We start from the raw sequence: 15450 nt of genomic DNA on the forward strand, positions 1-15450 counted from the left end.
CCCGTGTCTCCCAATCCCGGTCGCGATAGCCGTTACGCTGGGCCAGCCGGAAGCCATTCTTCTCGCCATAGGCCGCGCCGGTCTTCGTGCCGACCTCCAGCGCCATCAGCTTCTCGGCAGCAAAGCCGATCATCTCCCGCAGCAAATCGGCATCAGCGCTCTTCTCAACGAGTGAGCGCAGGTTCATCATGTCGTCGGTCATCGGTGGTGTCCCTCAGGTTGGCTCTAAGCAACCCGACCCTACCGGAAATCACCGATGGCTATGAAATCCAGCTACACCACTCCATGGGACACGATCACTTGCAGGACCTGATCGAACGAACGATCGGCTCCGGCTTCTCGCGTGAGGAGGTGTTGATCGCAATCAGCGAATTGGCGGCCGAGGATTTCGCCGCGGCCACAAAGATCCCGAGCGTCCACTGACCGCCGGCAATGCGGCGGCGAACGTCAGATCCCTATTCGCGGCGGAAGAGCTGCGACGACAGAGCGCTTTGCTGATCTCCAGGATCAGGTGACCGACTGCTTCCAGGAAAGCTCGCCTGCCGCATACAAGTCACGATAGCAGATGTTGAGCGTTTTGAGACCTTAGTCCGTACCCCCAGGGACCAAGGTCTGACCACGCCCCGACTGAAGCCTCAAAACAGGAACAGACGAGGTTCTCAATGGTTTTACCGAAAGCTCCGTTACCCGCGGACAAGTAGGAAAGACAAAGGAGAATCTGATGAAAACCAAAGTATTTAGTATAGCAGCCCTCTCCCTTGCATTGGCGAGCGGGTACGCCTTCGCACAGCAGTCGACCGTCAACGGCGCGGCAGGCGGGGCAGTCACGGGTGCCATCGTAGGTGGTCCAGTAGGTGCCGCAGTCGGTGGTGTTGCAGGCGCTATCGTCGGCACCGCTATCGATCCGCCGCCACAGAAGGTTGTTACCTATGTGCAAGAGCAGCCGATGCCCGAGGACACAGTTGTCGTTAGGGAGAAGGTCGTGATCGGCCAACCGCTGCCGAGAACCATCAGAATCAGAACGATTCCGGAAAATCCGAAATACGCCTATGCGGTGGTCAACCACGAGCGTGTGATCGTCGAGCCATCCTCACGGAAAGTGATCCAAGTGCTCCACTGATCGACCAGAGGAGAGCCTGACGGCTCTCCATCATCCCTCACAGTAAGACGCAGAACCACGGCGCCTTTGGCGCCGCGGCCGGCGTGTGCCCTGAATGGAGAACGAATGAAGACACTCCTTATCGCATATGCGCTCGGATTGGGCGCTTTGACAAGCAGTTCCGACCCACGCCCGGTCGGTTGCGATCACGACCAACGATAGCTCCGGCTATTACAACGAGGGCTATCACTCGGGATCGACGTATCGCGTCCGAGGCGATGTCCACCATCATGGCCGGCTCATCATGAAGCAACAGTGCTTTTGCCGTTGATTGGCATCAGCGCACCAGAAGGAGTTCAAGATGACTCGCAATCTGTTCTACATTCTCTTGGCGTCCGCCGCCCTTAGCCTCTCCCCGGTGGCTCAATCCGTTGCGACCGCTCAAGATTCACAGGATACGACTATCCTACCGAAAACCGGCACCAAGAGCGGATCGGGTGAGACGCAGAAGCAAAAAACGCCCGACACAAAATCCATGACCAAGCAGAGCTCTGGGGAATCCGGATCGTCCGACACTCAGTCAACAGTCAAACCCCCGAAGGCCGAGACGACCCAAAAATCCGGATCGGGCACCGATACCCAGCAATCGACAACATCAAGCAAGACGCAGATGGACACGGATCAGTCCAAGTCCGCCACTGACACCAGCGGTACGGCGAAGACTGGCAGTCAGACGAACATGACCCAGGAAAACACCGCCAAGAGCTCAACCACGAATACCAACATCACCGTTGAGCAGCAAACGCAGGTGCGGCAGGTGATCAAGGAAGTTCACACCACGCCGGTGCGCGAGTCGGAAATCAAGACCGTCTCCGTAGGCGTCAGCATTCCACACTCGATTAGGCTCGAGCCACTTCCGCCGAGAATCGTCAAGATCATACCGCAATACAAGTCGTATCGGTTCTTCGTTCTTGCCGATGGTCGTATCGTAATCGTCGATCCCAATTCGTTTACGATCGTCTATGTCTTGGAGGCCTGATACGGCCAACAGCATCGAGAGTCATCGAACAAGCCACAGGCAAGAGCGATGACTCTTTCGCCATGTCTCATGAACTGCACCTGTTACCACTTGATGCGATAATCGACCCGCACATTGCCCGCCGGCGTCAGCAGCAGCGGATCGGTGAGTGACGCCGTAAGATTGAGATTGGGCGCGATCGCCTGGTTCAAGGCAAACGTACTTGAGAAGGTACCCTTGACGTCCGTCAGCTCTCCCCTCGCCGAGATCGACGTTCCGGTTGAGGGAAAGATCATCTTTACCGCCTGCGAGGCGGTGACAGAGGTTGGCGCGGTCTGCGCCGTAGTCACGTTCAACGATCGCAGCATCTGCATGTCGAGATCTTGTGAGACGATCCAGTTTCGCGAGCGGCCAAGATACAACATTCCGCTTCCCCTCAGCGTATCCACCCGCACGGCGACCTCGCGCCGCGAATTGCTGGCAAAATTGCTGCGATCGTCTACCGCTCGTCCCCATAGCGTGGCGAGTTCGGAACCATTCAGGATCTTTCCACCGGCCGCGCCTGCGAGACCAAGATCGGCACCCGCGCTCATTTCCCAAGCCATGGGCAGCCGAAAGCCAATTGTCGTATGGTAGGTCCGCGGAGCAACCTTAACCGGCGTCCAGATCACCAGATCGCCGGCATAGGCCTTATGCGAGAGCGGCGCAGCACTTACGAGGACACTAAGAAAAATACCCGTTAAAACGAATCTCATTACAAAAGCCCAATTGCATTTGTATCAATGCCAGCGCGCTGAAACGCTGCATCGACAGCCGAACACCATGCGAAAACGCACGTTCAGCCTTGGATTGATTTGGTTGGTTAGAGCCGACCCTACAGTGCGCTGCCTGTTTTTTGGCCTTCGCACCGCCGTCACGCGAGACAAATACTTCGCGCGCCTCAAGCAACTCTCGATGACCAGAGTCCCATTCAAGGGATTGCTTGTAAACCCCTCGGGCCGAAGTTTTTCGCTGCGATGCACATGTGCCGCACCTCTGCCAACTGGCGCTTCGTTATTTTCTGCGTCCTGGGAAAGCAGCAACGGTTTCGGATGTCAGTCCTCGTCGAGCTGAGCGGCGAGCTGCTGGCGAGCCCGGTTGATCCGGCTCTTTACCGTGCCGATCGCACAGCCGAATTTTTCCGCCGCATCGTCGTAAGAGCGGCCCTCGATGACCACATATTCCAGCACCGCCCGATAAGGCTCTGGCAGCCGCTTGCAGGCTCGCTCCAGTTCCTTGGCGCGGATCGTCCATTCCTGCGGCGGCGCTTCCACGCCGAAGCCGGAGACGCATTTCTTGCTGCCGGGCGACTCGCGCTTGGCTATGCGGAACTTCGTGCAGAATGTGTTGCGCATGATGGTGAACAGCCAGGATTTCAGCCGTGTACCGGGGTCAAACTGGCCAAGATTGGCGAGTGCCTTTGTCAAGGTTTCCTGAACCAGGTCGTCGGCATCGGCCGAGTTCCTATGGAAGGTTCTGGCGAAGGCGCGAAGAGCCGGAATGAGATTTACGATTTCAGTCTCTAAATCGGTGGATCGGGACGTATCGTGCACAACGCTCTCCTGATAGCCGCGTCATCGGCGAAATTGATGCGATGTTTGCGTCGCCCCGTAATGCAAACGTCACGAGTACCGGCCCGGCCTCCGTGCGGATGCCGGCTGGATCTTTCCGATGATCTGTATTGAACGAGTTGCCGTGATGAAGCCTGAAGCCCTTCAGACAGACTTTCTCAAGCACTCTTCACATCCCCTAAAAAACGACTCCGTCTCGCGCTTGGTTCCGTGCAGACTCTTAAAATTCTTCGACATCGTCTCATGCAGGTTGTGAGACAGAGGTCATGAATAGCGATGTGAATACGGGCTTGTCACAGTGTCAGAGGAGGGTGGACCGCGCAGGTGGCGACAGGGCCTAGCAGGAAGGGACAAAATCCACGCGATCCAGCTTCCGAACTTACGGCCCGGCCTAAGGTTCCCGTGCGACCAATGGAACAAACTCTGCCCCCGCTGGTTCCTCTTTCATGTGAGGTGTGATGGCCAATCGCGACATCATCGTTATCGGCGGATCGGCGGGATCGTCCGATCCTCTGAGAACCATATTAGCCGCCCTGCCCCACAATCTCAGGGCAGCAGTGATCATCATTGTTCACATTCCCCCAAACAGCGCCGGAATATTAAGGTCAGTCACTTCCGCTTCCAGCAATTTGCCTGTGAAGAATGCTGAAGATGGCGAGGCCATTCTACCCGGCCAAGTCTACCTTGCTCCCTCCGATTACCATCTGCTGGTGATAAAGGACAGGCTGACCCTGGGAAACGGGCCTCGCGAAAATCTCGCGCGTCCCTCGATCGACTCCCTCTTCCGATCAGCCGCTCTTTCCTGTGGTCCAAGAACGATCGGAGTGCTTCTCAGCGGCAAGATGAACGACGGCGCATCCGGCCTGGCGACGATCAAGCAGGCCGGAGGCGTCGCCCTGGTTCAAGCGCCGGAGGATGCGGCGACGCCTGAAATGCCGATTTCGGCATTGGAAGCCACTCCCGTCGATCTCAACGCCACATCGGAAGAATTGGCACAGGCGATCATTCACTTCTCGGCGGAGCCGCCGGGACCAGCGCGGCCATTGCCGGCAGGCGTCAGGATTGAAGTGGAGATTGCGGCAGGCGGCCGCTCGGACACGTCTAAAATCAAGCAACTAGCTGACGCTTCCCCCTTGACATGCCCGGAATGCGGCGGTGTCTTATCGGAAGTGCGGGATTCGCAACCCCTGCGGTTTCGTTGCCAGATCGGGCACGCCTATACCGCCAAGGCATTGATTGCCGAACAGCGCGATTCAGTCGACGTTGCCATGCGCGTGGCGCTTCGAATCGTCGAGGAACGTGCTGCCCTAGTCGGTCGCATGGCCAAGGAAGCCACAAAGGCAAATCGCCCGGGTATGGCGGAAATGCATGAAGAGCGGGCCAGCGAATACCGAAAGCACGTAGATATCTTGCGCACCGCCATTCTTCAGGGCATGGAAGACAAGGCTCCTCACGAGAGCGGGTCGGAGGTCGTTGACCTGGAAATGCGTGCCGGAAGGAAGCCGAAATCGTAATGGGCCGTCTCGGCGGCCCAACACCATGGAACGCCAGACGTGACAAAGAAATCTCGGGTAAAAAAAAGCGACGAGCTTTTGACCGATGCTGGAGTTGAGATCAACGAAGGTGCTGCCTCGCGGTCGCCGATCATCGTGGGGATCGGAGCTTCCGCGGCGGAGACCGGCAGTCTCGAAATCTTCTTCGAGCAGATGCACTCTTCTCCAGGCGCCGCCTTTGTCATCGTGATGCAATATCGCGACGCTTTCGATCAGGAAGCATTCCAGGCCCGTTTGGCGGCGGTGAGCGGCCGCACCGTGCGGCTAGCCTCAAACGGGGAAACGATAGAATCCGAGCGCATCTATATCGTTCCGACCGGCGTGACCGCCACCTTGAAAAATGATCGGCTGCTGACCCATCATGCGTCCGACACATCGGGTGAACGCGGGACCATGGACAGCTTCCTGGTCTCCCTGGCCGAGCAGGAGCAAAAGCGGGCCATCGGGCTCGTCATGGGCGGCTGCGGGACCGACGGAACCCTCGGCATCATTGCCGTCAAGGAGCAAGGCGGGTTGGCGCTTGCCGAAATCAGCCAGGAATCCGTCGATATTTCCCATCCGTCATCGCAGCCCAAGAGCGCGGCTGCGGTGGCGGATCTGGTTTTGCCTGCCGAGGAGCTGGCGACCCGCATCAAGGCTCAGATCCGCAGCCTCCAACGCCAGACGCTGGCGCAGGATTTCGACGAATTGGTCGTCCAAGTCGGCCCGCAATTGACGCGGATCGCCGCCGTGCTTCGCAACAGGACGGGGCACGATTTTCATGGCTACAAGCCCAATACCTTCCTGAGAAGGGTGCAGCGCCGCATCCAGGTAACGCAGACCGATACCATCGAAAATTACCTCGAATATCTGCGTTCCGACGCCGACGAGGCAAATAACCTGTTCAACGACCTGCTGATCGGCGTGACGCATTTCTTCCGGGATACCAAGGAGTTCGAACACCTCGAACGGGAGGTCATTCCCAAGCTTTTCGAAGGCAAGGGCGCGAGCGATCACATCCGTGTCTGGGTGCTTGGCTGCGCCACGGGTGAAGAAGCCTATTCGATCGCCATCCTTTTGCGCGAACAGATGGCACGACTCGACATCGTGCCGCATATCCAGATCTTCGCGACCGATATCGACAATCGCGCGCTGGCGCAGGCGCGTGTCGGGCGATACGCCGCCTCCGCGATCAAGGATGTTACACCCGAGCGGTTGGCGCGCTGGTTCGTCAAAGAGGGCGAAACCTATTCCGTGGTCAAGGAACTGCGGGAAATGTGCTTGTTTTCGCAGCACAATCTCATCAAGGACGCGCCCTTCTCAAGGCTCGACATGGTGTCGTGCCGCAACCTTCTGATTTATCTGGGCGCAGAACTTCAGAACAGGGTCATTCCGCTCTTCCATTTCGCCCTCAGGCCGGGTGGTTATCTTTTCCTTGGCAATTCCGAGAATGTCAGCCGCCATGGGAAGCTTTTTACGCCCGTGGATCGCCGCTTCCGGATATTCCGGCAAATCGAAACCATGACGCGTCTGCTGCCGGATTTTCCATTGTCGGCTACCACCGAACGCAACGCGCCGCCCGGCATGCCGTCCGGAATACGTCCGTCCGTCAACAACGTGTCCGTGCTCACGAAACAGGCCGAGCGGATCATGGAGCGATATGCGCCCGCTTACATGATTGTCGACGAAAACCATGACGTGCTGCATTTTTCCGGGCGCACCGGCAAGTTCATCGATCCGCCATCGGGCCATGCCAGCCTGAATGTCTTCAACCTGATCCATCGTGATCTGCGCATAGATCTGCGCGCAGCGCTCCATAAGGCTGAGACCGACAAGGCAACCGTCAAGGTTAGTGGCTTGAAGGTGGGGCAGAACGGCAGCGCCTTGCTGGTGACCATGTCGATCGAACCGATCGACCCAGCGCCGGGACAGCCGCGTCGTTTCATGGTGATCCTCCAGGATGGTCAGGTGGTTGGCGAGGATGACGCTGGCACGGTCATTCCCTCCGCCGGTCAGGAGGAGCATGTCCGACGCCTGGAGGACGAGCTTCGCCAGGCGCGCGATCGGCTACAGGCAACAGTCGAAGAGCTGGAAAGCACCAATGAAGAGTTGAAGGCCTCGAACGAGGAGTACCAGTCCGTCAACGAAGAACTTCAATCGTCAAACGAGGAATTGGAGACCTCCAAGGAGGAGCTTCAGTCGCTCAACGAAGAGCTCCAGACGGTCAACGGCGAACTGGCTCATCGCGTGGAAGAGCTGGCACGGGCGAATTCCGATCTTAGAAATCTGCTCGACAGCACGCAGATTGCCGCCGTCTTTTTGGACAATGATCTGCGCATCAAGAGTTTCACGCCCGCAATCACCGACATATTCCACCTGATCGATACCGATCTAGGCAGGCCGATCCATCATATCGCCGCCAGAATTGCCTATGACGATCTCGAGCAGGATGCGCGGCGCGTTATCCGGACGCTGAGCAGCATGGAACGGGAGACGAAAAACCCGCAGACCGGCTCGCAGTATCTGATCCGCGTGCTCCCCTATCGCAGCGTCGACAACGTCATTGAGGGCGCCGTTTTGACCTTCATGGACGTAACCGCGCTCGTCCGAGCAGAGGAGCGCCTGCGGGATCGCGAAGCGCTTCTGCGCTCTGTTGTCGAAGGCATTCCGCAGCTTGTCTGGCGCGCGGCGGCGGAGGGCAATTGGACCTGGAGCAGCCCGCAATGGACGGCTTATACCGGCCAGACCGAGATTGCATCGCTGGGCAGAGGCTGGCTTGATCCCATACATCCCGATGATCGCAAGAAGGTCCTGGAAGCCTGGAAGGATGCCGAAAAAACCGGACTGCTCGAATTGGAGCATCGCCTCTTCAATGCCGAAACGAACGAATACAGGACCGTGCATCTTCGTGCCCGACCGGTGAAGAACGATGCCGGCAAGGTGGTCGAATGGTTTGGAACAGCGACCGATGTGCACGAAATGCAGCTTCTTCAGGAGCATCAGCAAATCTTGCTGCACGAGCTTCAGCACCGGGTCCGCAATACGCTTGCGATCGTCCGCTCGATTGCCGCCCATACCGCGGAAACGAGCGACACGGTCGCAGACTACGCCCGTCATCTGGAAGGCCGCATCAACGCAATGGCCAGAACGCAGACCTTGCTGACGAGCGCGCCCGATGCCGCCATGGACCTGAAAGACCTGATCAAAAGCGAAATATCCGCGCAGACCGGTAAAGATGAAAATCCGGTGACGATAACCGGCCCAAATGCGGCTTTGTTCGGCAAAGCGGCGGAGAACATGAGTCTCGCGATCCATGAATTGACAAGCAATGCCGTTAAATACGGCGCATTGTCGCAAGACGGCGGAGAATTGCACATCTCCTTCCATAATCACGGTGACGGCAAGAAGCCCTCTCTGAAGCTGGTCTGGCAAGAGACAGGGCTGACTGGATTGCCGAAGAGGCCGGCCCGGCGCGGATTTGGGTCCGAACTGATCGAAAATGTCGTGCCGTATCAGTTCGGTGGTAGCGGACGAATGGAGTTCACGCCGGAAGGATTGATCTGTACCATCGAACTTCCTCTTTCCGAAAAGATCAAACTGCATGAGCCAAGTCATTGAGAGTAATGCGCTGCAGAGGCCACACTCGCGAAACTTCCCCACCGTTTGTTCGGTCTGACGAGATGAGCCAGCGCTACAGCCACCTCTTTTCCGGCCGACGGATTTTGATCGTGGAAGATGAGTATCTTCTTGCAAACGAGGCGCGCCGCCAGTTGCTAAAGCTCGGGGCTATCGTCATCGGGCCAACGGCAAGGGTCGACCAGGCTCTCGAACTGATCCAGGATGAAGATGTCGATGCGGCGATCCTCGACGTCCACCTCGACGGTGAAATGGTGTTTCCCGTGGCGGAGAGACTGGATGAACTGAAGATCCCTTATGTCTTTGCGACCGGTTATGATCCGTCGATCATTCCCGCCCGTTTCACCGGTTTTGTTCTTTGCGAGAAGCCGATCGAAATCGAGCATATTGCACGAGGCCTTTTTGGCCCTCGGCAGCAGGATACGTGACGAACGTCTTGCCAGGCATTTCCCGAGAACCAGACCGCTTTACGCATGCCCGCGCTTGACGCAGTGATCATGCGCCAAAGTGGAGATTTCCGTCGTAAGGCGTTCGATATCGAGCGGCTTCGAATAGACCTCGATGTCCGTGAACTGTTCGCCAAAAACGGATTTTTCATAGCCGGTCGTAAATACGAACGGTATTCCTCGCTTCGAGAGCGCCTCGGCTACGGGAAAGACCATTTCACCTCTGATGCTGACATCGAGGATGGCGCAATCGATCTCATCGGTCGCAGCGATAAGAGACAAAGCCTGAGCGATTGTCGGCGCAGGCCCAAGAACAGCAAGATCGCGATCGCCGAGTGAAGCCGCAAGGTCGAAGGCGAGCAGATATTCATCCTCCACGACCAAAACGATTGGTTGCTCTGCCGGTTCTTTACTCATGAGATTCTGGACGTCCTAGATCGATTAACGATGGCCTTGGCCCAGGCTCGACGCGCCAGCTTTTCAAGACGTTCCGCGTCGATTTCATCTTCAATGATATGCAGGTGGCCTCTCATCAGATCCAGGGTGACGTTGAAGGTGTTCAACAATTCTACAGCCTGCGCACTCGGGTGACCGCCGGCCTCCAACCGGCCGATGAGCGCCTCTTGCTTCAGAACGCGTTTTTCACCGTCGCGAACATGGCCTACAGCCATTGCAAGTTCCTCGCGTCTGTGCACGGTCGCCTCCTCAAGGAGATTCCTGCACATCATGAACTCAGTTATGCCTCAAATCCAGCCACTTCCATTGTAGGAACGCTGGATACGCCATTCCGTCAGGTTCGAGGACGGAGTTTACTCAATCCTCCGAAGTTTGTGGGATCTCCTTCCTGCAAACGGCTTCTATTTCCTCCTGGATCTTACAGGGAAATGTCGAACTTTCGCCGATAGATGTCGTGCATATTCGCAAACATCCAAGATTCGAGTGACATCTCGTCGGTGAACTGATCGAGGCTTGCAACGGCCCTCGCCACGGTCTCCTGCACCAGATCGTCCGCATCGGCCGGGTTCCTGCAGAACGCTTCCGCCAATGATCGAAATGTCGGCATAAGTTCCTCCATTTCAGCCTGCAATCGGTGGTGTCGGGAAATATCAGTCACGATATTCTCTTTTCACTAACTCACGATTGTTCCGTCCATTTCCATTCGGAGGCATCCGCGCCTGTCCGATATTTTTTAACGGGTATGATCCTCGGCTTGTTCCTGATTGCCCCAAGAAATCTGGAGATCCTGCATCCTCCGCGACGTCGCGGCCACCGCAAACCTTCCAACAACCGAGCGACGCCACTGGCCGCGGCGGGAACTTCCGGCCGTCTCCACCGTTGGGCTTGATTATTCCAGATACGAACCGGCAATGCTCAATTTTGAGGTCGCCGACGAGGGCTCAGATGTCATCAATCGACCCGCAAAACCGTGCCATGGAAATTGCGACCGAAGCGCATGCGGACCAGACCGATAAACTCGGCAATCCCTATGTCGAGCATTGCCGTCGCGTAGCATCGGCGGTTTCGGGTGAGGATCAGAAAATTGTGGCATATCTGCATGATGTCGTGGAAAAAGGGCCCGGCTGGACCATCGAACGTCTCCGTCAGCAAGGCTTTTCTCGTTCAGTGCTCGCAGCCGTCGATGCCCTCACCAAACGCGTTGGCGAGGATGACGATGCCTTTGTCCGCCGCGCGATCGCAAATGCCATGGCAAGGCCGGTCAAGAAGGCAGATCTCGAAGACAATCTTTGGCAGCAGCAGCGGATTGGCGGTGACACCGGCAAGTATCGGCGTGGCCTCGATATCATGCGGGAACAAGATGATCGCTGAAGGTGGAATACTCTGACCGATTTCTGAAAGGACGACGATGTCGGCGACTATTCGTCTATTTGTATTCGGGACGCTGAAAAGGGGTTTTGCCTTGCATGAGCGGGGACTAGCGCGAGCGCACTACCGCGGTCTCTTCAAAACCCGCAAGCCCTATCCCATGCTGATCGCCGGTCGCTGGTTTGCACCCATGATGTTCGACGAGCCAGGAAACGGCACGACCGTGAAAGGCGAGCTCTATGAAGTCGACGATCGGACTCTGCGACATCTCGATCTGTTGGAATCGATCGGTAAGCCGGGACATTTCCGCGGATTGATCGAACTGGAACGGGTAGCCGGCGGCGATCCCTGCATTGCATTCGCCTATTTCAAGTCGCGAAGCTTAGCAAAGCCCATGCATTCGGACTATCTTTCCACATATGACGATCGCCGTTTCATCCCACCGGAACAACGCGTCGAAAGAGCGCCGGACCAGAGCCGCAGGACATATTCCAAAGATGCCGGGCTCCGATGAAGCCTTTCTGTTCCGACACGGACCAAACGATCGCTCTTCCGTAAGCTCCCCGGAACATTTGCCATTCGATACGGTTTACATCAACGACCTCAGCATATGCCGGCGGTCGAATGGCGCATAGCGCGACCAGCAATCCCGGGACCACGAGCGTGGTCAAAGAGAGCTGGCATCGGGTGCCCGCTCAGCGGCATGTTGCCCAATGTCGGACGCCCGAACGTGATTGATCTCTGGTACAAGAATTCTGTCATCTACAGCCTCAACGTCGGCACCTTCAAGGACAGTGACGGTGACGGAATTGGCGACTTCAAGGGCCTGACCGATCAGCTCGACTATATCGCACGGCTCGGCGTCACCTGCCTGTGGTTGCTGCCATTTTATCCCAGCCCGGGAATGGACTATGGCTACGATGTTACCGACTATTATAACATCGCTCCGGAGCTCGGAACGCTTGGCGATTTCGTGGAGTTCAGCCATCAGGCGCGGTTGCGCGGCCTGAAACTTATCATCGATCTGCCGATCAATCATACGTCCGAGCAGCATCCCTGGTTTCAACAGGCGCGGACCGATCCTCGCTCGCCCTTCCGCGACTACTACAACTGGTCGAGATCCAAGCCAGCAAACGTCAATCACGGCATGGCCTTTCCCGGCCACCAATCAAGCGTATGGACCTTTGATCCGCTGGCGACGGCCTGGTACTATCATCGCTTCTATCCGCATCAGCCGGACCTCAACATCAGCAACCCGGCGGTCCGGGAAGAGATTTTCAAGATCGTCGGCTTTTGGCTCGAGCTCGGCGTATCAGGATTCCGGATAGATGCAGCACCATTCCTGGTCGAGGAAATCAGCCCCAACCGCCCCTCGTCGCGGCACTATGAGTTTTTCGGCGAGTTGCGCGACTTTCTATCCTGGCGGCGCGGCGACGCCGTCCTAATCGCCGAAGCAAACGTGCCTCCAAAAGAGATGCCGCAGTTCTTCGGCGGCGGTTCCCGCCTTCACATGCTATTTGCCTTTCTTGCAAACCAGTATCTGTTTCTGGCGCTCGCCACCAATTCCGCCGCCCCCCTTGCGCGGGGTCTCGCCCGGCTTCCGAAATTGCCTCAGCTTTGCCAATGGGTGCAGTTCCTGCGCAATCACGATGAGCTCGATCTCGGCCGCCTGACGGAGAAGGAGCGGAATGAGGTCTACACGGTCTTTGCTCCCGACGCCGATATGCGCCTTTATGCCCGCGGCATTCGCCGCCGCCTTGCGCCGATGCTTGGCAACGAGCGCCGGAGGATCGAAATGGCATTCAGCCTGATTTTCAGCCTTCCGGGCATACCCGTCATTTACTATGGCGACGAACTCGGGCTGGGGGACGTGCTTTGCCTGCCGGAGCGCTGGCCGGTGCGCACCTGCATGCAATGGTCCGATGACGAAAATGCCGGCTTCTCCACCTGTGCGGAAGAATATCTAATCCACCCGGTCATCATGACTGGCGATCATGGAGCCGACAAGATCAACGCCGAGGCTCAGCAGCGCGATCCGGACTCGTTACTCAACTGGGTACGGCGGCTTGTCGACACACGACAGTCTTGCCCCGAGGTCGGCTGGGGCGAATGGCGCTCTATCGAAACGCATAACCCAGCGGTATTCGCCCAGAGGTTCGCCTGGGAGCAAGGCACGGTCCTGATCGCTCACAATCTTGCACCGCGAAACTGCTCCGTGAAGTTGGATCTCGATAAGGACGAGATGGAACAGCTTATCGGGTTGTTCGGCAACAGGGTGTATCCCGAGAAAAAGCGCAAGGGCACCACGATCGAGCTCGATGCCTACGGTTACCGTTGGTTTCGGAGCAATCTACCGGCCGCCTCATAGACAGCTCCCTTGAAAACGAGAAATGGCAAGCTCGGTACGGAACCTATGCGCGCGGCGGCGGTTGTGCCTAACCTATACCGCCGAAGGCGCCAGGATAACGCCAGAGAAAGGACGCGGCTTGCCGCGACAATCCGGAGAGGCTCCCATGACCGCCAAACCAGCCACCAGATGGTGGCATGCCAAGACGGCCTATCAGATCTATCCACGCAGCTTCTTCGACAGCAACGGAGACGGCATCGGCGACATTCCGGGCATAACCTCCAGGCTCGATTATCTCCTCTCCCTCGGCATTGGTTTGATCTGGCTCTCGCCGATCTACAAATCGCCCATGGACGACAACGGCTACGACATCTCGGACTATCAGGATATCGCGCCGGAGTTCGGAACGCTTGCGGATTTCGATGAGCTGCTTGTGGAAGCGAGCAAACGCGGGATCGGCATTATTCTCGATCTTGTCGTCAATCACACGTCCGATGAGCACCCCTGGTTCCTCGACGCCCGCGCGTCCAAGGACAGCCCATATCGCGACTTCTATATCTGGCGCTCCCCCAACGAGGATGGCAGCCTCCCGAACGACCTTCTCTCCGTATTCGGAGGGCCGGCCTGGACGTTCGAGGCCGCGACGGGCCAATATTATTTCCACCAATTCTCCCACCGGCAGCCGGATCTCAACTGGCACAATCCGAGCGTTCGCCACGAAATCTACAAGATGATGAATTGGTGGCTGGACCGCGGCATCGCCGGCTTCCGCATGGATGTCATCGACCGCATCGCCAAGGATGTCGATCGCGCGATCACCGCCGACGGCCCATGTCTTCACGACTACATTCAGGAGATGCATCGAGAAACACTGAAGGACCGCGATGTCGTCACCGTCGGCGAAGCCTGGAGCGCCACCCCGGGCTCGGCTCTCTTATATTCCGGCGCGCAGCGCGGGGAATTGTCCATGGTCTTCCAGTTCGAGCATGTCCTCCAACAGTGGGATAAGGTCTATGGCAAATGGCGGCCACAGCCGTTTGACCTCGTCGGCCTGAAGGCGGTGCTCAGCAAATGGCAATATGCGCTCTCGGATGATGGATGGAATTCTCTTTTCTGGGGCAACCACGATCTGCCGCGGGCTGTTTCGACTTATGGCGACGCTAAGGGTTACCATCGGGAATCCGCGACGATGCTGGCAACCGTCCTGCATCTCCTGAAAGGCACGCCCTTCGTCTATCAGGGCGAAGAAATCGGCATGACCAACGCAACCTTCACCTCCATCGATCAGTACAGAGATATCGAAACGCTGAATATGCATCGCCTGCATGTCGAGGCAGGGCTTTCGTCGGAGGAATTCATCGCTGTCGCCAATCGGAATGCGCGCGACAATGCCCGTACCCCCATGCAATGGAGCACGGCGCCGCATGGCGGCTTCACCACGGGCGTTCCGTGGATACAGACAAATCCCAATTTCAGCCGCATCAACGCGGCACAGAGCATGGGTGACGACCGCTCGATCTGGAACTACTACCGGCGGCTGATTGCGCTGCGTGCCATGCATCCGGTCATCGTCTACGGCACCTATCAATCCCATTTCGATCAACACCCGCAGGTTTTCGCCTATACAAGGACATTCGAGGACCAATGTGTGATCGTGCTCGCAAATTTCTCGGTGGAGACCGTAACACTGCCTCTGCCCGACGAATTGCAGGTGGAAGGTCGATGCCTTATTGCCAACTATCAGCCCGTAAGTCGTTTGCAAGGGACGGTCGAACTCAAGCCATACGAGACTTTGGCCATCCTTCATACGATCTAGATGCCCAAGGAAAATGTGGCCGAGGCTTCGGCCTGAGCGATGTTTACGGGCTCTTCGGCGATGCCGCGCTACCGACGCCGGAGCGGACGCTGCACCAAACCTCGCCTTCTCGATAATGCTCC

At 57.3% G+C, this 15450-nt stretch carries 16 protein-coding genes; 10 read left to right on the forward strand and 6 right to left on the reverse strand.

Translation table 11 applies throughout. From position 1 onward, the window contains the following. Window positions 1–202: transposase (locus tag PH547_RS27585; protein WP_285169951.1), on the reverse strand; the 202-nt coding region annotated here is incomplete at its 3' end. A 17-nt stretch (window positions 203–219) separates the two neighbouring features. Between PH547_RS27585 and PH547_RS27590 the strand changes: the two genes are divergently transcribed. The 3 genes from PH547_RS27590 (at window position 220) to PH547_RS27600 (ending at window position 2138) form a co-directional block, all read left to right on the forward strand. Beyond that, a complete protein-coding gene (locus PH547_RS27590) occupies window positions 220–423 on the forward strand; it encodes a hypothetical protein (RefSeq protein WP_285170020.1) in 204 nt (67 codons plus the stop codon). Window positions 424–721: 298 nt separating this feature from the next. Then, complete coding sequence (locus tag PH547_RS27595) at window positions 722–1120, forward strand: DUF1236 domain-containing protein (protein WP_283053868.1); 399 nt, start codon at window positions 722–724, stop codon at window positions 1118–1120. Between the two features lie 340 nt (window positions 1121–1460). Next, a complete protein-coding gene (locus PH547_RS27600) occupies window positions 1461–2138 on the forward strand; it encodes a DUF1236 domain-containing protein (protein WP_285169952.1) in 678 nt (225 codons plus the stop codon). An 83-nt stretch (window positions 2139–2221) separates the two neighbouring features. On the opposite strand, the gene PH547_RS27605 is transcribed toward PH547_RS27600, so the two are convergent. After that, window positions 2222–2872, reverse strand: a complete 651-nt coding sequence (locus PH547_RS27605) for a hypothetical protein (protein WP_285169953.1) — start codon at window positions 2870–2872, stop codon at window positions 2222–2224. Between the two features lie 339 nt (window positions 2873–3211). Continuing rightward, a complete protein-coding gene (locus PH547_RS27610; protein ID WP_283053865.1) occupies window positions 3212–3709 on the reverse strand; it encodes a sigma-70 family RNA polymerase sigma factor in 498 nt (165 codons plus the stop codon). Between the two features lie 476 nt (window positions 3710–4185). Between PH547_RS27610 and PH547_RS27615 the strand changes: the two genes are divergently transcribed. The 3 genes from PH547_RS27615 (at window position 4186) to PH547_RS27625 (ending at window position 9323) form a co-directional block, all read left to right on the forward strand. Further along, on the forward strand, window positions 4186–5241 hold the full coding sequence (locus PH547_RS27615) for a chemotaxis protein CheB (protein ID WP_285169954.1): 1056 nt from the start codon (window positions 4186–4188) through the stop codon (window positions 5239–5241). 39 nt (window positions 5242–5280) lie between these two features. Beyond that, window positions 5281–8877, forward strand: coding sequence for a CheR family methyltransferase (locus PH547_RS27620; protein ID WP_285169955.1), 3597 nt, complete (start codon window positions 5281–5283; stop codon window positions 8875–8877). Window positions 8878–8939: 62 nt separating this feature from the next. Then, window positions 8940–9323, forward strand: coding sequence for a response regulator (locus PH547_RS27625; RefSeq protein ID WP_260304005.1), 384 nt, complete (start codon window positions 8940–8942; stop codon window positions 9321–9323). Window positions 9324–9362: 39 nt separating this feature from the next. On the opposite strand, the gene PH547_RS27630 is transcribed toward PH547_RS27625, so the two are convergent. From PH547_RS27630 to PH547_RS27640, 3 genes are all read right to left on the reverse strand, one after another. Further along, on the reverse strand, window positions 9363–9758 hold the full coding sequence (locus tag PH547_RS27630; protein ID WP_285169956.1) for a response regulator: 396 nt from the start codon (window positions 9756–9758) through the stop codon (window positions 9363–9365). Then, window positions 9755–10012, reverse strand: a complete 258-nt coding sequence (locus PH547_RS27635; RefSeq protein WP_260304007.1) for a hypothetical protein — start codon at window positions 10010–10012, stop codon at window positions 9755–9757. The genes PH547_RS27630 and PH547_RS27635 overlap by 4 nt, the downstream gene beginning before the upstream one ends. 203 nt (window positions 10013–10215) lie before the next feature. Further along, window positions 10216–10404, reverse strand: coding sequence for a sigma factor (locus PH547_RS27640; RefSeq protein ID WP_285169957.1), 189 nt, complete (start codon window positions 10402–10404; stop codon window positions 10216–10218). Between the two features lie 338 nt (window positions 10405–10742). Between PH547_RS27640 and PH547_RS27645 the strand changes: the two genes are divergently transcribed. The 4 genes from PH547_RS27645 to PH547_RS27660 all read left to right on the forward strand — a co-directional run bounded on the left by PH547_RS27645 (window position 10743) and on the right by PH547_RS27660 (window position 15328). After that, entirely contained in the window at window positions 10743–11168 is a 426-nt protein-coding gene (locus tag PH547_RS27645) for an HD domain-containing protein (RefSeq protein WP_285169958.1), read from the forward strand. A 37-nt stretch (window positions 11169–11205) separates the two neighbouring features. Beyond that, a complete protein-coding gene (locus PH547_RS27650; RefSeq protein WP_283053859.1) occupies window positions 11206–11679 on the forward strand; it encodes a gamma-glutamylcyclotransferase family protein in 474 nt (157 codons plus the stop codon). A gap of 189 nt (window positions 11680–11868) precedes the next feature. Then, entirely contained in the window at window positions 11869–13533 is a 1665-nt protein-coding gene (locus PH547_RS27655) for an alpha-amylase family protein (protein ID WP_483315586.1), read from the forward strand. Between the two features lie 145 nt (window positions 13534–13678). Beyond that, window positions 13679–15328 carry a glycoside hydrolase family 13 protein gene (locus PH547_RS27660; RefSeq protein WP_285169960.1) on the forward strand — a complete coding sequence of 550 codons (1650 nt, stop codon included), beginning with the start codon at window positions 13679–13681 and terminating at the stop codon, window positions 15326–15328. Window positions 15329–15450 lie beyond the last annotated feature (122 nt).

The sequence above is a fragment of the Rhizobium cerradonense genome (assembly GCF_030182455.1).
GTDB lineage: Bacteria > Pseudomonadota > Alphaproteobacteria > Rhizobiales > Rhizobiaceae > Rhizobium.